This is a genomic window from Nicoliella sp. ESL1149 (assembly GCF_058107265.1).
This window is the reverse complement of record NZ_JBYLUE010000004.1, coordinates 257,459-276,984: the sequence shown is the minus strand read 5'-3', so window position 1 is coordinate 276,984 and position 19,526 is coordinate 257,459. Positions and strand designations below refer to the sequence as shown.

Sequence of the window (19,526 nt, the reverse complement as noted above, 5' to 3'; positions counted from 1 at the left end):
GAAGCGCTCATCTTTTTTTATTAAACTATCCTAATTCACTAAAGTCTAACATGTTCTGATGTTTCTTGATGGTAACGATACACAAGTTAACTAATACTAAACAAAAACTTAGAACCGCTAATGAACCTAATATTGGAGCCACACTAGGACCACCATTGATGATGTTCATACTTGATGAAACCCCATAATACATTGGAGCGGCATAATGAATGAACTTAAAGAATCCATTCATGGTTTCAACTGGGAACATTCCAGCACTAGCAACGACTTGAAGCATCGTGAAAAAGATGTTAATTGATGTTCCTAATTGACCAAGAATCATGATCATAATCGAATTAAAGTTCATACATGCAAACAGGAATAATGCATTACTAATCCATAAATGAACAAAGTTAACATTACCGATCAACAGAGAATCAAATCCTGAAACCACTAGTTGTCCAACAACGGAAATTAAAACGATTGATAATTCAAAGTTAACGAATGATCTGAAACGACCGATTTGTTTAGCAAACTTAGCAAATGTCCCATAGATAACTAAGGCCCCTAGTAAAGCTGAAACGTAAATGGCTAAACAAGAGAAGAATGGCGATAACGAATAGTTCAAGCCTTTCTTAACCTTATTTTGACGCTTAATGTTAATCTTTAGGTTATTACTCGATTTTTTAGCTTCTTTGGTTGCACTGCTAATGATAACGTTCTTTTGTTTAAGAGCTTTTTGTTTAGCAGTCTTTTGACTAGCATTAACTTCTTTTTCTAATTTAGCTTTCAATTGTGCTTGTTGACTAGCAGGAACGGAAGCAATCGCCGCTTTTTGTTGATTAACTTTCTGTAAACCAGCCTGTTGTTCTTTTTTGACCTCACTTTGTAATTTTTGAAGTTGAGGTTTAGCAGTTGAAATTGCTTTTTGTTCAATCACAATCTTATCCTTAACGTTGTTCCCCACTGTGGCTGCCGTATTCTTCATGGCCGAAACAACAGATTGGGTATTGGATTCATCAACATAAAAATTAAGATTATTCTTTTTATTATTGGTAACATTATTATAGAAATGCTTTGGAATGTTAATTATTAAGTATGTTTTGCGCTTGTTCAAATCACGCTTGGCGTCAGATAAACTTGATCCCGTTTTAACATGCTTATATGGCAGTGCTTTCTTTAACTGCTTAGCAACGTCCTTGCTTCTTTTATCTTGATTAACAATTGTTACTGGTAAGCGATCCACGTTATTCGGCATTGCTTGATAACCTGAAAAGTAAATCAGGAAAACTAAAATTCCAAATAGCATTGAAATAATTAGTGATAATAATGTCCCGCGACTAAAAATAAATTTTCTAAACTGCATCGTAAAACTCTCTCCATTCAAATAAATATTAATAATCTAAAGTGATCGTGTGGTTCAAAACATTCGGGTCGTGATTAGCCAAAGCTTCAATACAATGAGAATCATAAGCTGTTTCCCGTACCCAAGCTAGGCTAGTAATAGCTTGTTTGCGACTAATACAGATGCCTGGTGTTAGCATTTTGTCCCATGATTTCTTGGATTATCCGACATCGGCTGCTAAAATTACATATCTACCATCATTGCCACGAATCATCGTCGTAGTTAATCCTGCTGAATGACCAGGTGTGTAAATTTGAATCAAACTACCATCACCGAACACGTCATAGCTTTGTCCATATGGACCAAATCCAGTATCATCATAATGATATGTATGAACGTTACAGCCTTTCCATTCATGTGGGAGGTATACTAACGGAAGATGATTAGCACTCTTCCATTCGTCATCAGAAACTAAAATTCGTTTAGCATTAGCAACATGTTTCAATCCACTAACATGATCACAATGCATATGGCTTAATAAGAGGTAATCAATATCCTCCGGTTTGTATCCTAATACTTCTAAGCGTTCATCTACTGCCCAGCCATTAGGAAGATAGATAACCGGTATTAATTTGAACTTGGAGCCCTAGTTCGGACCAATTACTTTTTCGAACTTTTTTATTCCACCCCGTATCAATTAAAACTAACCCCCTTGGATGTTCAATCAAGTAGCTGGTGACTGGAACCGTCACTTGATTCTTTTCAGTCCTAAGGATTCCAGTAAATGCTAAGGAATTCCGATATAAGCCGTGGTATGGAAGTGCTTTGTCCACCTTTACCATTCCAGTATGCATTACATGAATTTTAATTTTGTCCTCAATCATTATAAATTCCTCGATTCACTAAAAACAAATAGACATAACGTTGTTTTTAATGATATATTTAATGTCATATCATTACAACCATCATAATTTTCAAAAATGTTGGTTTAAATTTATTTAAAGAGGTTTATTAATATGAGGACTAATCAAAAAATTATTAATACTGAAGATAAAATTATGAATGCTTTTATCAAAATCGTAAATCAAGATGGTTTTGATAAACTAAGCGTTAAAAATATTACTGAGACTGCTCATATTAATCGAAGTACTTTTTACAATCACTACGTTGATAAATACGCCTTAATTACGCATTATGAAAACATTGTTATCAAGGGTATTAACGATATTATTAATAAAAACTTCCTTTCCAATCAACAACTGCATAAAGTTGATGCCACTACTATGCAGGTTTATCCCATTTATGAAGTTGTTTTAAACTACATTGCCGATAACTTCGATTTATTTAGAGTTCTGTTAGGTCCAAATGGTGATTCCCAGGTGGAAAATAAGTTAAAAGAAATGCTCAAAAAAATCATTGATAATGATATTTATAACGTCAAAGGTAATACTAAAATGACTGCAAAGGTACCTAAGGTGTACGCTCAAACTCTTGTGATCAACAGTATGATTGACGTTACCAAAATATGGTTATTAAACAATGACCCTAATACAGTTAATGATGTTGTCAGCATTATCACTAAGACCAGATTCATGAGTCCATATGAATTATTAGGATTTAAAGAATAATTGCACAAAAAAGACTGCTTAGCTCACTAAGCAGTCTTAACAGGGTTGTTAATAAATGAACCATCACTAGTGAAATGGGGAAACACCCTGTCTCACTAACATTAAATACCATAATAGATTTAGTAACGTAAAACAATCATCAAAAAAATGAAATGTGTTTAATTCGTCTTTAATAGTTTTTGATTATAATTTAATATTTCATACAAAAAAAGAGCCCTTAGCGGCTCTTTACTACTCTTTGCGACAAGTAATCAACTGATCGCTCAAGCGGAGATAAATCCCACATGTATTCTGTAACTACATAATACTAACTTAATTATTTAATGTCAAACATAACAAGTGTGTCTTTTGTTATAATTATTATCAGGTGCCGTTCAATCCAATCAATTGAGCAATCAGCATCTGATGGGAGGGAATCCCAAGTGTATTCTGTAGTAGTCACTATTTTTAGTGGCATCTGTATATCAGTTATTAGCAGTGTTTTAACACATCTAATAATTTCATATATAGATCGACACAAGAAATAGTTAACATAGCGTATCTTATCTTCAGATAGGTTACGCTTTTTTTATTTGAATCCTTTTTCAATCCGAAACACCGTTCTAACGCTAACGGGTTTACCAATACTAATAAAGTACTCTGACGTTTCCCTTGCTGAATGGTCCTGCTTATATTCATGCACCGCTTCATAAAACCCTTTATTCTTACTAGCCATACGTTTCGGACGTCCTTCTTTGTAATTCGGGTTATGTGCTTTGGCGTACGCTTTACCAGCTTGTGTGCGTTCCACGATCATGTCCCGTTCAATGTCAGCTACCATTAAAAGCGTATTGTACATAATTTTACCTCCAATATCATTGCTGACGGTCATCATGGGTTGCATGACTTTAATCGTAACTTTATTTGCCCGTAAGTCATGAATTACATTCAACGCTTCCCGAATATTTCTGGCTAGTCGATCAAGCTTAGCGACGACTAACGTGTCATTTGGTTTTAGTATCTTTAGTAATTTATCGAATTCAGGACGATCAGTAGTCGTCCCCGTGAATTTTTCGTGAAAAATATTTTTTGTTTCGACTCCACCATTGTTCTTAATTAAATCAATTTGATCTTTTAGCGATTGCCCTTTGGTACTCACTCGAGCATAGCCATATGTGGTCATCTTTATCAACACATTTTGTCATAACTACATGTCATAATACAAATCCTATTATAAGAGCTTTTTAAAATCTATGCCAACTATTGTTAAGTATGTGTCATAAAATATACAATGAATACTCCTAATTTTAAGTGCTATTAAGATGTTTAAAGATGATACTTAATTTAATAAAATTTACTAATGATTTTCCATTTCCCCTGGGACTTTGCATTATTTATTGCATAATTTTATAAAAGATAAAACCATTGCTGTTCAATTGAACAACAATGGTTTTTATTTTATCTATGTTAATTTTCTACTATAAATAATAACTTATGTGGGTTTAAAAATTAAACTAAGTCAATCTTCATATCACCCTTCTTGATTCGCTTAGTAGCTCGAAGGAATTTCCCTAAGAAGAATGAGATTACAGCTGGCAATACCACTCCAATTAAGAGATACATTCCAAAAACACCCATGTTTTCAGAAGCCAATGTGATTGGTGCAATTAAAGAGTTAAGTCCCATTCCAGCTAACTTAAATGAAACACTAAAATGCATTGTTAAAGTGGCAATTGGAGCACATACAGCAGCACATAGTAATCCAGGAACGGCGATGTATGGATTTTCCACAATGTTACCAAATTGAACCTTAGGAGTAATAAGTCCCTGGGCGATGTTAGCACCACCATCATTTTCTCGGAATGACATAACTAAGAAGCTAACGAATTGAGCAGTAGTCCCAATCAATGCTGCTCCAGAAGATAATGGATCCAACATAACAGCAATTGCCAATGCAGCAGATGATGCTGGTGTTAACATGAATAACGACCAAACAACTGAGATAACTACTGAACCAAGGAGTGGGTTAACAGTCATCGTTTTTGCAATAACACCAGAAAGCCATACTAATGCAGGAGTGGTAACTGCAGCAAATCCTAATGCAATGACTGCCCCTAATGTAGTTGCACAAAATGGAACTAAGAACATGTCTAATGGTGTTTTACCAGTTAAATATTTTCCAATTAGGGTAGCCACCACAGCACCACCTAGTGCACTAACTGGTTGTCCAATCATGAATACTCCTGAACCAGCAGCTTGTGGTAGTAAGTGTCCTGTCGCTGTTACTGCTTTAACAGCTGATTGAGTAAAGAACACGTTATTAGCACCAACTGTTGCAGCAATCATCGAACTGAACAATACTAATGTGTTAGTTTTTAATTGTGAAGCTACAGCTGCCCCAATCGCTGGAGCCATTAACCATTGAGCAATTAATCCAATTTCACCTAAAGCATGCCAATGAACAAAATTAGAAAGTGCCCCTAATAAAAGTCCAACTCCTAATGTAACTAAAATCGCATTAGACACCCCATTAAAAATCAAATAAACAGTTTCTTTCATCGAAGACTTTGGTTCTACATCAGCTAAATTAGCTGCATTCATCTTTGGAGATGTTTTTTCTGTTGAATTCATCATTTCTCTCACTTCTTTCCTAATAGTTATATTATTTTTACTAATGTTTCTTCAGTAAATATAAGTTGTACTTATTTAAACATGAATATAATTACTTGTCAATCTTTTTCTTTATATTTTTTTAATCTTTTTTACAAAAAATTAATATTATATGTAAGTTAAACATTCAAAGACCGATGTTTTCAAAATTATTAATAATAACTTTCACCTTCTTTATCGTTCAATAAAATAAAAAAGCACCCTTAATCTCAATATAGAGAAAAAGGGTGCTTTCGCACGGTACCACCTTAATTTGTCACAAAAAACATGACCACTAACCTACAGATAATAGGTTGACACTATAATGGGTGTACCCAACACACGTTACTAATTTCGGTGTGTAACTAAAAAGGGATCATTATTCAAAGTTTCAAATGCTTCCTTTCACCAAACGAAGCTCGCTGCTAATTGAATTCCTCAATAACGTTCTTTTATAAATGCTATAATCTATTCAACTTTTAAATTAATAATGATTTTACTCGATAACTTTTATTAAGTCAACATATATTTATATCAACATCTAATTTTTCTACTTATTACTATTCTTTTCTTCTAATTTATCCATTCTCTCATTTAAACTTACAAGTTCATCTTGAATCTTTCCTAAAATTTGTAATTGATTTCGACTAATTGCCAAACTATTTGGAACTTGTTCATTATTAAGTTGATCAATTTTGGCATGTAATAATCTTAATTCACTTTCTGATTTTAAGTTAACGTGAAAATCATTATCCGCTGCCAAACGATCCCTTTGATCAGCTCGATTTTGACTCATCATAATGATTGGTGATTGTAGTGCTGCTAAACAACTTAAAGCTAAGTTCAACAAAATAAATGGATAAGTGTCAAAATCAATTCCAAAAAGATGCGTTTGGTTCAAAAACATCCACATTAACAAAAACAATGTGAAAGAAAAAATAAATCCCCAACTACCTCCAAACTTAGCAACAATATCAGCAAATCTTTGCCCAAAACTTTCACTACCATTCAATTTATTGTTAATATTTTGAATCTTATAATCACTATCAGCCATTGACTTCGTTAACCGTTTATTAATTTTTTCACTGTTATTATCATGTGTTCGAATTAATTGGTTAAAGAAAGACAATTGATATTTTAATAAATGATGGTCACAGATATAATCAGATTCAGATGCATTGGGATAATCATTCTTAATTCTCCCCCACATCTTTGAATCGACATCTCTTAATTGATAACATTCATTTTCCGGATAAGTTTTCCCATCCACTAAGCATTTAACATTTGCTTCACTCAACTCATTTCAACTCCTATATATATTGTTAATATTTTTAATTTTAAATTCTTAAAAACAATTGTCAATAATAATCATCCAATATAATTAAGAAACTCTTAAGTCCCTTAGTAAAAGAAAAATTACATGATATACTATCTATTGAGGATTATGGTTTGGATTGCTTTAGTCCTCACCTTTATGTAAACCTCCAATGAACTTTGGAGGTTTCTTTTTGTCTATCTACCAAACATACGTTCGCTCAAACGTGTTATAATTATTAAGACATTTAAGGAGGGGGAATCATTTATGTATGACTATAGTAATGAACCACACGGTATCTTTTTTTGGATTGATAATAAATCTTTTTATGCCAGTTGTGAGGCAATTCAACGTGGTTATAATCCTTTAAAAGTTCCCCTCGTTGTAATTAGCGAAGCTGAAAATACAAACGGCGGCCTAGTTTTAGCAACTTCTCCAGAAGCCAAAAAGTTATATGGTTTAAAAGCCAACGTTTCTAGACAAAGAGACTTGCCACACGATCCCAATCTAGTTGTTGTTCCTCCCCGAATGAATTTATATATAAAAAGAAATGGTCAAATTAACCAAATTTTTCGAACCTTTGCAGCTGATGATGATGTATTTCCATACTCAATCGATGAAAGTATCATTGATATGACGCATTCTTACCATTTATTTGGTGATAATCCCAGAAAAGTTGCCAGAAAAATTCAAGAGACGGTTCGTAAAAAACTAGGCCTGTATACAACTGTAGGAATTGGAGACAATCCAGTTCAAGCTAAAATTGCCCTAGATATTTATGCTAAACATAATCATGATCTTATTGGTGAAATTCATTACGAAACTATTCCCGATAAGATTTGGAAAATTCCTGAAATTACTAAAGTCTGGAGTATTGGAAAACGAACTGCTAGACGTTTAAAAAAGTTACATATTAACAATATGTATGAATTAGCACACACTAATCCGTACCTTTTAAGAGAAAAAATGGGCGTAATTGGTGAACAACTATTTGCTGTTGCATGGGGAATAGATCGTTCTAACATCCGAAACAAACCTGTTGCAAAGGAAAAAAGCATTGGTAATTCTCAAGTATTACCTCGTGATTATGGTAATAAAAGGAACTTAGAAACAGTTATTAAGGAAATTGGTGAACAAGTAGCTGCTAGACTCCGTCACCATAAAAAATTAGCCGGTTGTTTATCATTAGGATTAGGATTCTCTTATGTATCAATTGAAGAAGATGGCCGAAGTGGAATCCACCATTCAATGAAAATTGAGCCTACTGATAATAACTTAGAAATTACATCACAATTATTATTCTTATTCCATAAGTATTGGGAAGGTCAAGCCATTCGTCATATTTCTGTTTATACTAGTCATTTATCCGACAATAATGGCCAACAACTAAATCTTTTCTATGATACTAAACAACAAATCCATAATGAAGACTTGAACAACGTTGTCGATAAAATTCATCAAAAATACGGCTTTGGTAAACTAGTTTATGGAAACAGTAAATTAAACGGTGCTACGGCGATTAATCGTAAAAATCTCGTTGGTGGTCATAATGGTGGAAATAGTTATGAATAATAAAGAAATTAAAGATATGGCCAAAAAAATAAAAGATTTATTTAAGTATCCAAGACCACATACTCGTTACTGGGTCCAAGTGGTCAATGATAAATACGATCGAACTTATAATTTCTTTTTTAATTCACAGAACCGTCACACTAGACTAAAATCAACTCCACTATACAAGATGAATTCATATGATCTTAAAGAATTAGAAGATGTCATTAATCGCCTAAATAGATTAACCCCCTTCATAATTAAATATGTTGGTTTTACAAATTATCGTTGGCCATCTAATAACCAAGTCATTCAAAAGGAACGTGATATGTTTGAATAATAACGATTTTGATATAAATACCGTTACTAATTTCTTTAAATATGATTACCATGATCGCGGAATGGTTAAATGGCAGGGCTTTTATCTTTCTGATCATAGTGCTGCAATCGAAAAGCAAAAACTAAAAAATCATCAAAAAACTTTAATTGGAAAACCCCAATCATTAAATGAAATTAAAAATATAATAATTAAGGCCCAACGATATAAAAAGAAAGTGCAATTAACACTTAAGGAAATTAGTGTTAAAAATAATGCTGCTACAATTGTTAATACTAGAATTATCGGAGTCCAAGACAATGAAATTTTTCTTGATAATTACCAAGAAATTAGTATTGATGAAATTTTAAGAATTGATATATGAAAATTATAAACTACACCATAAATCTATCAATTTAATTATATACACAAACTAATAACCAAAACAGTTACTTATTTTGAATTTAGCGGACATTTTGTGCATCAACTACTTAATTTTAGTTTAATATTGTTAAATTAATTGTAAGAAAATTGATACTAAGATATAATTCAATTGTTGATTAACCCAAATAATATATATTATGTCAGTTAATTGATCTACCCAATCAATAACAAATTATATATAATAACTCATATATTTACCTTATATCATACTTAATCAACATATATATCATATAACTCTCTAGAAGAAGTCCTACCCAGACTTCTTCTTTTTTGGAATGAAAAATTTTTTAACTTATAATGAATAAAATACCACCATAAGGAATGATTTGAATTGACAAAAAGTGAAACAGAAATTATCAATACATTTATGTCTTTACTACAAAATAAATCATTACTTGATATTACTAATGATGATATTATTAAACATTCATCTATTTCTAAAAGAACTTTTTATAATTATTTTAGTAATTCGAATGACATTTTAAAAGTAATTCAGGAGATTATTGATAATCGAATTATGATTCCATATACTAAGGTATCAAACAAGTTTAGTTTAGATGACATTACTAATATTCTTCAAATTTTTAATTTATCAATTGAATTAGTTGTTCCAATTATCCTAGAAAATAAGGATTTCTTAATTAGACTAAACAATGCTAAATTGAGTTACATTTGGAAAACACCATTTTTTCACATTTATGATGAAGGATTAAATAAAAGTGGACTTAATAAAAATAGTACCATCATTAGTAAATTACTTTGTTCTTACTTAACCAATCTTATTGAAACCTGGTTAATAAATATGCCTGAAATATCAGAAAAAGAATTTAAAATTCGAGCATTTAACTATTTAGAATTTTCATTCAATGATTTATTAAGAAAGAAAAGAGGCTCATAATGATAGATTATAAGGATAAAATTATTGATGCTTTTTTAATTCAAGTTATGCAGACTCCGGTCTCATTAATTACCAATAACCAAATAATTGAAGCCGCTAACGTTTCTAGAGCAACATTTTATAAACACTTCTCTAGTAAGGAAGATATTATCCTATATTATGGGTATCGTTTTAATAAAAAGATCACTAAAATTTTTAAAAATAATATTAGAAAAAAATACAATGGTAAAGTTAATCTAGAAGCTTTTACTGATATCTGTGTAAATGATGTTGTTCCAATAGTGTATAGAGAAAGAGATCGTTTTCGAATTCTTATGTCAAGTTCTTTACGTGGTATTTGGAACAGTTACTTAGAAGAACATTATATTCGAGTTTTGAACAAATTATTTCCTGATGCTGATAAATTCAATGTTATCGTTTATGTAAAAAACATTGTTACAATTTTAACAGTTTGGATGGACAGCTTTATTCCAATTCCAGAAGAGGATTTTAAACAATTCGTTTTAACTATGTTTGACACAAAATTAAAAGATATTTTTACTAAACAACCATATGATCGTCTATTAAGAAACATAAATTAAAAAATAGCGAGTTAAGTTATTTCCTAATATGTTAGGAAACATTCTTAATTCGCTATTTTTTTAACTTAATCGATCAACTAGTTCTTTAATTGTTAATGGTTGTAAATTATTTAAATCATCCGTTGGTTTCCAGTTATCATTTCGATACAAAGCCGTTTTTGGTTGTTGAACTAAATGATTGAGATTACTAGTTAAAGTAACTAGCTCTTCTTTACTATCATCAATATTTAACCAGGTCGTAAAGAAATCAAACATTGAAGCAAAGTCAGCTATGTTGTTTTCTTTTAATTTTCGGCTCCATTTGTTTTTACTAAAATCAAATTCATTATCAGCAAATTCTACAAATGCATCATTATCAAAAACTGTATCTGGTAATAAGTCATTTTGTTGTAAAAAATCTTTCAATAGATTTTTATATAATTGTAACTCATCCATTTAAACATCTCATTTCTTTTCTTATCAAAACTATTTACATAATAACATCTAAATATTAAGAAAAATTAATTATATTAAATGATCAAGTTGCATCCGTTTCAATAAATAATGACCAGTTTCACTATTCTTTGCCTTAGCGATATCTGTTGGCGTCCCAGTAGCAACTACTTTTCCACCTAAGTTACCACCCTTAGGTCCTAAATCGATTACATAATCTGCGTTCATGATAACGTCCAAATCATGTTCAATAATAACTAGGGTAGCTCCCTTTTCTATCAACTGTTGAAATACGTGGTTCAATACTTGGACGTCTTTAGGATGTAATCCAACTGAAGGTTCATCGAAAACAAATAACGTATCCCCTTGTTGTCTCCCCATTTGAGAAACTAATTTCAACCGTTGTGCTTCACCACCTGATAAAATCGGTGTGCTTTCTCCTAAAATTAAATATCCCAATCCCATTTGATCTAATGATTTGAGAATATCATAAATCTTAGGCTCCTTCTTGAACACTTTTTCAGCTTCAATAACTGATAAATCAAGAATATCAGCAATACTATATCCATTCCACTTTACAGCTAAGGTATCAGCAGAGTATCTCTTCCCATGACAAACTGGACAAGTCATCGTCATATCTGGTAGGTACTGAACATCTAATGAAATCGTCCCTGTTCCCTGACAATTAGGACAGGCGCCATCTTTAACATTATATGAGAACCGTCCTTCATTCCAATGATGTTTCTTTGCTAAGGGAGTTGCTGCAAATAATTTTCGAACAGGATCTAAAATTCCACAATAAGTTGCAACGGTCGACCGCACATTTTTTCCAATTGGCACAGAATTAATTTCGATAACTCGTTTCAAACCATTACTATTGAACTTATCAATATAATCTGGAAGAGGTTGATGATTAGCTTGACGTTGCATGGCGTTCACTAGTCCACCCATAACTAATGTTGACTTCCCAGCTCCTGAATATCCAGAAAAGACAGTCATTCTGTTTTTAGGAATTTTTACCCCCACATCATTTAAATTATGACATTTCGTAATATGCAAGTCTAAGTAACCATTTTTAAAAATCTGATCTTTAGGAGCTTGTGGTCTTTGGATGATCTTTCCTTCACCTTTTAAAAATGGTGCAATAATTGAGGTTTTCTTCTGTTTAATTTCCGCTGGAGTTCCATAATCAATCACTTGACCACCTAAACGACCAGCTTTGGGACCAATTTCAATAATGTAATCAGCAGCTGAAATTATATCAATATTATGATCAACAACTACTAGTGAATTTCCCTGACTGACTAATTGATGAAGTACTTTAATAAGCCCCGCTACATTGGCAGCATGTAAACCAACTGAAGGTTCATCTAGAACGTATAAAACTCCTGTTGTTTGACTTCGTAAAGTTCGACCTAATTGAATTCGTTGGAGTTCACCAGTAGATAAAGTATTTCCTGATCGAGATAGTGTCAAGTAATCTAATCCTAAATCATAGAGCGGTTTAATCGCTGCTTTAAACTCATGAATCAGATTCTTTGCCAGTTCATGCATATCATCAGGCAATGATTTATATAAGTTATCCATGAATGGAATTAAGTCTAATAATGACATTTCACAAACTTCAGCAATGTTTTTCCCATTTAACTTAGTTTTGTAGACATCAGGATCAAAACGATCCCCATGACAACGTGGACAAGTCCCAAATTCAAAGAATCTATCTAATCGTTTTAATGAACGAGGATTTTTAGTTGTTTTTAAACTATCCTCAACCGCAGCATATGCGTTTTCAAACTTTGCATTTAAATTGAAGACTCGACCAGTTCTAGTTGGCCAACTAATTTTATATTTCTTCCCAGGACCATTAAATATCAAATCTTTTTCATGAGCATTCAAATCCTTGAATGGAACATCAATTCTAATTCCCATTTCACGAGCAACAGATGGCATGAAGTTTCGACCTGGTAAATGCCATGAGGCAACCGCCCCACCTTGAATCGTTTCATTTTCATCTTCGATCAAAGTGGACTTAAGGATCTGTCTTACTTTTCCAGTTCCGTGACACATTTTACATGCCCCTTCAGCATTGAACGCAAATGACTCTGCACTTGGTGCTGAAAATACTGCTCCACAAGTCGGACACTTAATCTTTCCCATTGCTTCGCCTGGTGTATCCATTGCTTGAGCCACTTTAATAGTTGGTGGAACCGTATGACCATTAGGACAGGTATATGAACCCATTCGAGAAAACATTAGTCTTAAAACATTCAATCCTTCTGACATTGTTCCGACAGTAGAACGGCTTCCTGGTACCGTTGGCCGTTGTCTTAATGCAATTGCAGAAGGAAGGTACTCGATTTTAGTTACATCAGTATGAGCAGCTTGACCAATTCGCCGTCTAGTATATGTAGACAGTGCATTTAAATATCTTCTCGCTCCTTCAGCGTATAACGTCCCCATTGCAAGGGATGATTTTCCTGAACCAGAAACCCCCGTAATTGCGACAAACGCATTCAGTGGAATTGAAACATTGATGTTCTTTAGATTGTTAACTTTTGCTCCGTAAACCTTGATATCATCTGGAATTGTTTCTTTATGTTGAATCGCCATAATTCTTACCTTCTTTATTTTCATCGTAACATAAAAGAACTAAAAAGACTGGTTCAAAGCAATCTAGGCATCTAAATTAACTTAAGTCCTTCTCTAACATGACCATATCTTTTAATGTAACGCCATTAGAAACAATTGGTTCAGCATATTTAAGAAAGAAATTCTTTTTAACTCCTATAAAACGAAACCCATTCTTCAAGTAAAAGAGAATATTTTGAACATCAGCATCCCCAGTTCCAACGATCAATTGTTGATAATTAGTTTTTAACTGTTCACAAATTTTTTGAATCAACATTGTTCCTATCCCTTGTCCCTGAAATTCTGATGAAACGGCAATATTTTTCAATTCTGGAACGCGCGAATTATCAAATGTAACGATGGATATTGCTACTAATTCAGTTCCTTTTTGAATTATGAACACCCGTCCATCATTCAAATATTTCAATAATTGTTTTTTGTCTTCATCTGCTAACAGCAATAACGATAGGTATTGTTTACGGTCTTTACTGAAATCCTCTTTAAACTGATAATCAGACATTTTAATTAACTCCTTTTTAAAATAATTATATTATTAATTAATTTGTTTCCTCAACATAACAGTGTTATATTTTAAAATAAATAACGCTGTTATGTTAGGAGAAATCATTTTGAATACCAAGGAAAAAATAACCATCACTTCAATTAAATGGATTGAAAAAAATGGTTTCAAAAACTTGTCTTTAAGAACCATTGCTAAAGAAGCTCACGTCACAACTGGTGCTGTATACACTTACTTTAAAAATAAAGCAGATCTCTTTTATCAACTTACAATTGAAATATCTAAACAATTTGTAACTGAAATCCAAACAAAAACAACTACCAATTTAAATTCATATGATCAACTAGTGACAATTGCGCAGAAAATCTGTTTTGAATTTCAAGAGCATCCCAATAAAATGGATTTTCTATTTTTTAATCCTATTGCACAAAAAATCTATCAAGAAAATAATAATCAATTTGAATTACTTAACCTAATTAAAAAACTAATTCATGAAATTAATCCAGGAAGAACTAGTGATAATAATCTTTTTATTCAATTATGGTCTTTTATCCAGGGCTATACATTATTAATAAAAAATCAAATTATCGTTTTCAATCAGAACCTAGTTAAACAAACACTAATTTCCTTGATTGGAGGAATAAAATAATGAAAACTTTAATCGTTTATTGTCATCCATATTCTAAAAGCTTCAACCATGCAATTTTAAAAACAGTTGAAAATAATTTAATAAGAAATAAAAAAACATACGAAATAATTGATCTTTATTCAGATCATTTCAATCCCACTTATTCATCTGAAGAACTTAGGTTATTTCATACTGGGCAAACCATTGACCCCCTAGTCACAAAATACTTACAGATGGTCAGGGAATCACAAACAATAATTTTCATCACTCCATATTGGTGGAATAGTATTCCCGGCATGCTAAAAGGATGGATTGATAAAGTCATGAAAGAAGGACCGGGCCTATCCCACACTGTAACAAGAACCGGTGTTCATGGTGAATTACGAAACATTCAACATTGTTATGTATTAACTACATCTACTAGCCCAACTTTTTATATTCGCTTTTTCTGTGGCAATGCAATTCGCAAAGTATTCATAAATAAAACATTAAAACAACTCGGCTTTCAACATTGTTATTGGCAAAATTTTGGTAACATTACAAATTCAAAGTTACCCAAACGAAAAAAGTATCTAAACAAAATTAATGACAAAAATTTTAAATAAAAAAGCACTTACCAATCTTGGTAAATGCTTTAATTAATTAAAAAACAATCAATGATTTAATTGCTTCACGTTTATCCATTGCATCATAAGCATCTTGAATATGAGCTAAATCAAATTGTTTTGTAAATACTTTTCCTGGATCAATCTTTTTATCCAAAACGGCTTGTAATAATTCATTCTTGTCATATGTGGTAACCGAAGCAATCCCACCACGAAGACCAGTATTGTTCCAGAATAATTGCTTTGTATCCATCTCCGCTTTTTGGGGAATTCCTACTCGCCCAACAATTGCTCCAGGACGAGCGATTTTAAGTGCCGTATCAGTTGATTGAGCAGTTCCAACACATTCTGGGATAGCATCAACTCCATTATTGCCAGTTATTTCCATAACCTTTTTAACTGCATCATCGCCACGCTCTGCAACAATGTCAGTTGCCCCAAATTGTTTTGCTAATGCCTGTCGATCTGAATGACGACTCATGGCAATAATTCGTTTTGCACCCCTGAGTTTAGCAGAAAGAACCCCACAAAGGCCAACAGCACCATCACCCATGACAGCAACCGTATCACCAGCCTTAACTTCGGCACTAGCTGCTGCATGATATCCTGTCGCCATAACATCTGCCAATGTTACAAATGATTTCAGCATTTCGTCGGAGTAGTCAGCAGGTTTCCCAGGAATTTTTACTAGTGCCCAATTGGCATTCGTAAAACGCAAATACTCAGCTTGATATCCACCGTTGCTACCTTCGCCTCGATTAGTGCAATTACCATCAAAACCAGCTTTACATGCTGCACAATGACCACAACCATGTGTAAATGGTGCAATCACAAAGTCTCCCGGTTTAACATCAGTAACTGAAGAACCCACTTCTTCAACTACCCCAATTGCCTCATGGCCGACCAAGCTAGGTTGGCGTTTAGTAATTCCCCGATACCACCATAAATCTGAACCACAAACACTTGCCCTAACGACCTTAATAATCGCATCTGTAGATTGTTCAATTGCTGGTTTTGGAACTTCAACCATTTCTACTTTTCCAGGTTCAATAAATTTTGCAGCTTTCATTTCTGATTCCTCCATTTTTAATTTTATAAATATAATATACGCTTTAAAGTGCACTTGAATGCAAGAAATTAATTTAAAAATTTATTTGCATTCAAGCATACTTTAAGGATTAAAATAGAAACAATTATTAATTCAAAGGAGATTTTCAAATGACAACACTTTTTATCAATTGTAGCAAGGATACTAACGGGACAACTGCATCCCTAGCTAAACAAATCACAGACAATTATCAAACACTTAATCTCGTTGAATACCTAGTCTATCCGTTAGGTCAAGAAAATCAAAAGGATGATCAATTCAAAGTAATTTGTGACCAAGTTGCTAAGTTTGACACGTTAATAATTGGAACACCTGTCTATTGGTCATCAATGTCGGCTTATATGAAAATATTGATTGACAGAATGACCGGTGTATTGCATAATAACAATCCTTTTGACGGTAAAGATTTATATTTAATTATTGATGGATTCATGCTTGCAGATGCAATTCCACATATTAAACATGTTTGGGAACACGTTGCAAAGAAATTTGGCATGAACTTAGAAAAGACCATTACAAATTAATAAAGTGGGGAAATATTTTGAAAATTGAAGAAGTAAGTGCTAAATTCAGTATTCCAAAAGCAACACTTAGATATTGGGAATCAGCTGGACTACTTCCTAAAATCAAAAGGGATGCAAGTGGTTATCGAGATTATTCTCATCAAAATTTAAATTGGGTAATGTACGTGATGGTTCTTAGAAAAGCCGGTATGTCCATCGGTAAATTAAAGAAATTCATTGATTTATATCGAGAACCACAAACCAAAAAAGAACGTAAACAAATTTTGATTCAGCAACAACATGAATTAGAGGCCCAACGAAATGAAATTACCAAGACTTTAAATTATTTGAACTATAAGATTAATAATTTTGATTCCCACATGCTGGGATATGAAAAAGAATTTCTTGCATATGATCCGGAAAATAAAAAATAAAAACGTAACTTATCGAGGGATAAATTACGTCTTAGTATATGCTCATATTGTTGCAATGGCTTTTTGAGATTATCTCACTGTGACAATGTGAGTATATTACAACCCCTCATGTGTATAAGATCGAATGAATCTCGCATATATAAAAACCATGCTACTTTTTAAGCTTAACAGAGAATTATAAAATAAACAATCTAATTTAGAACACATCTAATTCCTTAACACTAACTTTAAATATATATGGGCTGCCTAAAAATAAGAACTAAAAAGAGCGATTGAATTATAAAATCCAATCACTCTTTATTTATCTAAAATTAATTATCAATCGTTTTATGAAATTCACGATCAATTACTTTTACACGAGTTAAACCATATAAAATGACAACTTGTAAAGCAGTTCCAAAAACCTCTTTAATCAATCTAGGTACTAGAAGTTGTTTTAGTGGGTAATGATATAATAACATCAGCCAGTACGTATTCATTATCGTGTTAACGATCACAGCTACCAGCAAAACAGTAATTAGTACTCGAAGGAACGTTGGTTTACGATTATACATCATAAAACCATAAATCAAGCCACCAACAATTGCTGATAGCGTAAATTCAGGTGCATATGACATTGTACTTAGAAAACTTTCTAAAATGTCACATACCGCTGCAATAAAGGCTGCCCACATCGGGCCAAACCACATTCCAGCATAAAAAATGATAATAAATCCAAAACCAATTTGGATAATATAAGATGAATACGAAAAGCGACTAATCACCAAGTGGAGGGCAATTAATACTGCAACCATCACACTCTGCTTGACATCTAACTTTCCCTTACCTAAAACAAAACTCATTCTGACATCCCTTTCAAAGAGCTGCCACTTTTTATGGTGGCGAATGCGGATTCAATATCGCAAAACATCGTTTTTCGTCCAAAGTTCACATTCCGTTCCTTTGGCACTTAACGCATCGAATCCTACTCCAAATAATTTATTTATTATTCAATCACGAATAACATTTATCATTTTACTATGAATAGTTAGGAAAAACAATTCCAGATTAATTTTTCAAAATCAAGATTCTTTGGCGTTCTTTAAGAACTAAGTTATAATGCTTATATAAATTTAATTATTTTAAAACGTGCGGTACCCACAAGCCTGGCACGTTAAAAACGACTTGTGGCGCAAGGTTGCCCTGATCGCTTGCGTAATCAAAACAAAAGGAAGTATTTTCATGTTTAAGTTTTTTAATAAAATTGCAAATTCATATTGGTATGATATCGTTGGACTAATAATCGTTATTGGTGGATGTATTGCATCTGGATATGTTACTGAAACGTTATCCATAACGCCTGCTTGGCAAAGTAACGATTGGTTCGCTCATTTATTTCCAGGTGGATTATGGATTGGTGTTATTAGCATCATTTCAGCTGTTTTTAGTTTGGAATCGAACCGGTTCGAAAGTCGACTTTCTAACATCGGAAATTGGTTAGGAATTCCAAGTATTTTATTAACCATGTTCGTTGATTTAATGTTCGGAAATAGTGCTGCTTGGCTAACATATCCGTTAACGATGATTATTCAGATTATTGCTGTTCGGGTATGGAGTAAAACCGAACAGTATAAGGTCAGTAAACCGCTTCATGGATTTAAAGCCGTTTTAACATTAATATTAATTAGTTTAGTTAGCCTGATTTTTAGTTACTTTACTAATAACATTGGCTTCGATGGCCAACACAACTTAATTTTTTGGACAACTACCTTTGCCTTTGCCATTTCAATTGTTGCTAACTTGGCAGAAATGGTAAAACTAAGCTTTAACAACCATGCTTGGTTCATTTATAATTTATTTCAATTATGTAAGGCGATTGCCCAAATGAACTTAGCAAACGTCTTTAAAATTATTTATTACCTATTTAATAATGTTCTTTCGATGGTCAGTTGGTCATCCAAGGGACGTGAACTTAGTAGCGACAAAGCCATAGATTAAAATCTA

22 protein-coding genes and 1 riboswitch are annotated in these 19,526 nt (G+C 32.7%); of the genes, 11 read left to right on the top strand and 11 right to left on the bottom strand.

The window, feature by feature from the left end:
- Nucleotides 1-25: 25 nt before the first annotated feature.
- The 3 genes from AC3B6G_RS07245 to AC3B6G_RS07235 all read right to left on the bottom strand — a co-directional run bounded on the left by AC3B6G_RS07245 (nucleotide 26) and on the right by AC3B6G_RS07235 (nucleotide 2,208).
- A complete protein-coding gene (locus AC3B6G_RS07245; RefSeq protein WP_489849744.1) occupies nucleotides 26-1,345 on the bottom strand; it encodes a YhgE/Pip domain-containing protein in 1,320 nt (439 codons plus the stop codon).
- 199 nt (nucleotides 1,346-1,544) lie between these two features.
- A complete protein-coding gene (locus tag AC3B6G_RS07240; protein WP_489849743.1) occupies nucleotides 1,545-1,853 on the bottom strand; it encodes an MBL fold metallo-hydrolase in 309 nt (102 codons plus the stop codon).
- 76 nt (nucleotides 1,854-1,929) lie between these two features.
- Complete coding sequence (locus AC3B6G_RS07235; RefSeq protein ID WP_489849742.1) at nucleotides 1,930-2,208, bottom strand: hypothetical protein; 279 nt, start codon at nucleotides 2,206-2,208, stop codon at nucleotides 1,930-1,932.
- A 132-nt stretch (nucleotides 2,209-2,340) separates the two neighbouring features.
- Between AC3B6G_RS07235 and AC3B6G_RS07230 the strand changes: the two genes are divergently transcribed.
- Complete coding sequence (locus tag AC3B6G_RS07230; protein WP_489849741.1) at nucleotides 2,341-2,952, top strand: TetR/AcrR family transcriptional regulator; 612 nt, start codon at nucleotides 2,341-2,343, stop codon at nucleotides 2,950-2,952.
- A gap of 568 nt (nucleotides 2,953-3,520) precedes the next feature.
- Here AC3B6G_RS07230 and AC3B6G_RS07225 read toward each other — a convergent pair.
- The 3 genes from AC3B6G_RS07225 to AC3B6G_RS07215 all read right to left on the bottom strand — a co-directional run bounded on the left by AC3B6G_RS07225 (nucleotide 3,521) and on the right by AC3B6G_RS07215 (nucleotide 6,877).
- Nucleotides 3,521-4,114 carry a recombinase family protein gene (locus tag AC3B6G_RS07225; RefSeq protein WP_489849740.1) on the bottom strand — a complete coding sequence of 198 codons (594 nt, stop codon included), beginning with the start codon at nucleotides 4,112-4,114 and terminating at the stop codon, nucleotides 3,521-3,523.
- Nucleotides 4,115-4,440: 326 nt separating this feature from the next.
- Nucleotides 4,441-5,532, bottom strand: coding sequence for a PTS sugar transporter subunit IIC (locus tag AC3B6G_RS07220; RefSeq protein WP_489849954.1), 1,092 nt, complete (start codon nucleotides 5,530-5,532; stop codon nucleotides 4,441-4,443).
- Between the two features lie 598 nt (nucleotides 5,533-6,130).
- A complete protein-coding gene (locus AC3B6G_RS07215) occupies nucleotides 6,131-6,877 on the bottom strand; it encodes a DUF1003 domain-containing protein (protein WP_489849739.1) in 747 nt (248 codons plus the stop codon).
- 285 nt (nucleotides 6,878-7,162) lie between these two features.
- Between AC3B6G_RS07215 and AC3B6G_RS07210 the strand changes: the two genes are divergently transcribed.
- From AC3B6G_RS07210 to AC3B6G_RS07190, 5 genes are all read left to right on the top strand, one after another.
- Nucleotides 7,163-8,467 carry a Y-family DNA polymerase gene (locus AC3B6G_RS07210; RefSeq protein WP_489849738.1) on the top strand — a complete coding sequence of 435 codons (1,305 nt, stop codon included), beginning with the start codon at nucleotides 7,163-7,165 and terminating at the stop codon, nucleotides 8,465-8,467.
- Entirely contained in the window at nucleotides 8,460-8,786 is a 327-nt protein-coding gene (locus AC3B6G_RS07205; protein ID WP_489849737.1) for an acetyl-CoA carboxylase, read from the top strand. The genes AC3B6G_RS07210 and AC3B6G_RS07205 overlap by 8 nt, the downstream gene beginning before the upstream one ends.
- Entirely contained in the window at nucleotides 8,779-9,147 is a 369-nt protein-coding gene (locus AC3B6G_RS07200; RefSeq protein WP_489849736.1) for a hypothetical protein, read from the top strand. Before AC3B6G_RS07205 ends, AC3B6G_RS07200 begins: the two co-directional genes overlap by 8 nt.
- Before the next feature lie 390 nt (nucleotides 9,148-9,537).
- Complete coding sequence (locus AC3B6G_RS07195; RefSeq protein WP_489849735.1) at nucleotides 9,538-10,104, top strand: TetR/AcrR family transcriptional regulator; 567 nt, start codon at nucleotides 9,538-9,540, stop codon at nucleotides 10,102-10,104.
- On the top strand, nucleotides 10,104-10,685 hold the full coding sequence (locus AC3B6G_RS07190) for a TetR/AcrR family transcriptional regulator (protein WP_489849734.1): 582 nt from the start codon (nucleotides 10,104-10,106) through the stop codon (nucleotides 10,683-10,685). Before AC3B6G_RS07195 ends, AC3B6G_RS07190 begins: the two co-directional genes overlap by 1 nt.
- A 60-nt stretch (nucleotides 10,686-10,745) precedes the next feature.
- On the opposite strand, the gene AC3B6G_RS07185 is transcribed toward AC3B6G_RS07190, so the two are convergent.
- From AC3B6G_RS07185 to AC3B6G_RS07175, 3 genes are all read right to left on the bottom strand, one after another.
- Nucleotides 10,746-11,120: an immunoglobulin domain-containing protein gene (locus AC3B6G_RS07185; RefSeq protein WP_489849733.1), complete on the bottom strand. Its 375-nt coding sequence runs from the start codon at nucleotides 11,118-11,120 to the stop codon at nucleotides 10,746-10,748.
- A gap of 69 nt (nucleotides 11,121-11,189) precedes the next feature.
- Entirely contained in the window at nucleotides 11,190-13,727 is a 2,538-nt protein-coding gene (locus tag AC3B6G_RS07180) for an excinuclease ABC subunit UvrA (protein ID WP_489849732.1), read from the bottom strand.
- A gap of 76 nt (nucleotides 13,728-13,803) precedes the next feature.
- Nucleotides 13,804-14,265: a GNAT family N-acetyltransferase gene (locus tag AC3B6G_RS07175; RefSeq protein WP_489849731.1), complete on the bottom strand. Its 462-nt coding sequence runs from the start codon at nucleotides 14,263-14,265 to the stop codon at nucleotides 13,804-13,806.
- Between the two features lie 109 nt (nucleotides 14,266-14,374).
- Between AC3B6G_RS07175 and AC3B6G_RS07170 the strand changes: the two genes are divergently transcribed.
- Nucleotides 14,375-14,914, top strand: coding sequence for a TetR/AcrR family transcriptional regulator (locus AC3B6G_RS07170; RefSeq protein ID WP_489849730.1), 540 nt, complete (start codon nucleotides 14,375-14,377; stop codon nucleotides 14,912-14,914).
- A complete protein-coding gene (locus tag AC3B6G_RS07165; RefSeq protein WP_489849953.1) occupies nucleotides 14,911-15,498 on the top strand; it encodes an NAD(P)H-dependent oxidoreductase in 588 nt (195 codons plus the stop codon). The genes AC3B6G_RS07170 and AC3B6G_RS07165 overlap by 4 nt, the downstream gene beginning before the upstream one ends.
- Nucleotides 15,499-15,535: 37 nt before the next feature.
- On the opposite strand, the gene AC3B6G_RS07160 is transcribed toward AC3B6G_RS07165, so the two are convergent.
- Complete coding sequence (locus tag AC3B6G_RS07160; protein WP_489849729.1) at nucleotides 15,536-16,567, bottom strand: zinc-dependent alcohol dehydrogenase family protein; 1,032 nt, start codon at nucleotides 16,565-16,567, stop codon at nucleotides 15,536-15,538.
- 149 nt (nucleotides 16,568-16,716) lie between these two features.
- Here AC3B6G_RS07160 and AC3B6G_RS07155 point away from each other — a divergent pair, with 149 nt between their 5' ends.
- Together AC3B6G_RS07155 and AC3B6G_RS07150 are read left to right on the top strand one after the other, a co-directional pair.
- Nucleotides 16,717-17,130: a flavodoxin family protein gene (locus AC3B6G_RS07155; RefSeq protein WP_489849728.1), complete on the top strand. Its 414-nt coding sequence runs from the start codon at nucleotides 16,717-16,719 to the stop codon at nucleotides 17,128-17,130.
- A gap of 17 nt (nucleotides 17,131-17,147) precedes the next feature.
- Nucleotides 17,148-17,543: a MerR family transcriptional regulator gene (locus AC3B6G_RS07150; RefSeq protein WP_489849727.1), complete on the top strand. Its 396-nt coding sequence runs from the start codon at nucleotides 17,148-17,150 to the stop codon at nucleotides 17,541-17,543.
- Between the two features lie 311 nt (nucleotides 17,544-17,854).
- Here AC3B6G_RS07150 and AC3B6G_RS07145 read toward each other — a convergent pair whose 3' ends face one another.
- Nucleotides 17,855-18,385 carry a folate family ECF transporter S component gene (locus AC3B6G_RS07145; protein ID WP_489849726.1) on the bottom strand — a complete coding sequence of 177 codons (531 nt, stop codon included), beginning with the start codon at nucleotides 18,383-18,385 and terminating at the stop codon, nucleotides 17,855-17,857.
- Nucleotides 18,386-18,420: 35 nt separating this feature from the next.
- A riboswitch (THF riboswitch) is annotated at nucleotides 18,421-18,517 on the bottom strand.
- Between the two features lie 247 nt (nucleotides 18,518-18,764).
- Here AC3B6G_RS07145 and AC3B6G_RS07140 point away from each other — a divergent pair.
- Nucleotides 18,765-19,520, top strand: coding sequence for a nicotinamide mononucleotide transporter (locus AC3B6G_RS07140; RefSeq protein ID WP_489849725.1), 756 nt, complete (start codon nucleotides 18,765-18,767; stop codon nucleotides 19,518-19,520).
- Nucleotides 19,521-19,526: the final 6 nt, after the last annotated feature.

What these genes read in the sequence shown, in the direction of transcription:
- AC3B6G_RS07230 (WP_489849741.1), top strand. Translation starts at nt 2,341, where the DNA reads ATGAGGACTAATCAAAAAATTATTAATACTGAAGATAAAATTATGAAT.
- AC3B6G_RS07175 (WP_489849731.1), bottom strand. Translation starts at nt 14,265, where the DNA reads ATGTCTGATTATCAGTTTAAAGAGGATTTCAGTAAAGACCGTAAACAA.
- AC3B6G_RS07140 (WP_489849725.1), top strand. Translation starts at nt 18,765, where the DNA reads ATGTTTAAGTTTTTTAATAAAATTGCAAATTCATATTGGTATGATATC.
- AC3B6G_RS07225 (WP_489849740.1), bottom strand. Translation starts at nt 4,114, where the DNA reads ATGACCACATATGGCTATGCTCGAGTGAGTACCAAAGGGCAATCGCTA.
- AC3B6G_RS07180 (WP_489849732.1), bottom strand. Translation starts at nt 13,727, where the DNA reads ATGGCGATTCAACATAAAGAAACAATTCCAGATGATATCAAGGTTTAC.
- AC3B6G_RS07205 (WP_489849737.1), top strand. Translation starts at nt 8,460, where the DNA reads ATGAATAATAAAGAAATTAAAGATATGGCCAAAAAAATAAAAGATTTA.
- AC3B6G_RS07190 (WP_489849734.1), top strand. Translation starts at nt 10,104, where the DNA reads ATGATAGATTATAAGGATAAAATTATTGATGCTTTTTTAATTCAAGTT.
- AC3B6G_RS07240 (WP_489849743.1), bottom strand. Translation starts at nt 1,853, where the DNA reads ATGCATTGTGATCATGTTAGTGGATTGAAACATGTTGCTAATGCTAAA.
- AC3B6G_RS07220 (WP_489849954.1), bottom strand. Translation starts at nt 5,532, where the DNA reads ATGAATGCAGCTAATTTAGCTGATGTAGAACCAAAGTCTTCGATGAAA.
- AC3B6G_RS07160 (WP_489849729.1), bottom strand. Translation starts at nt 16,567, where the DNA reads ATGAAAGCTGCAAAATTTATTGAACCTGGAAAAGTAGAAATGGTTGAA.
- AC3B6G_RS07210 (WP_489849738.1), top strand. Translation starts at nt 7,163, where the DNA reads ATGTATGACTATAGTAATGAACCACACGGTATCTTTTTTTGGATTGAT.
- AC3B6G_RS07245 (WP_489849744.1), bottom strand. Translation starts at nt 1,345, where the DNA reads ATGCAGTTTAGAAAATTTATTTTTAGTCGCGGGACATTATTATCACTA.
- AC3B6G_RS07185 (WP_489849733.1), bottom strand. Translation starts at nt 11,120, where the DNA reads ATGGATGAGTTACAATTATATAAAAATCTATTGAAAGATTTTTTACAA.
- AC3B6G_RS07145 (WP_489849726.1), bottom strand. Translation starts at nt 18,385, where the DNA reads ATGAGTTTTGTTTTAGGTAAGGGAAAGTTAGATGTCAAGCAGAGTGTG.
- AC3B6G_RS07155 (WP_489849728.1), top strand. Translation starts at nt 16,717, where the DNA reads ATGACAACACTTTTTATCAATTGTAGCAAGGATACTAACGGGACAACT.
- AC3B6G_RS07235 (WP_489849742.1), bottom strand. Translation starts at nt 2,208, where the DNA reads ATGATTGAGGACAAAATTAAAATTCATGTAATGCATACTGGAATGGTA.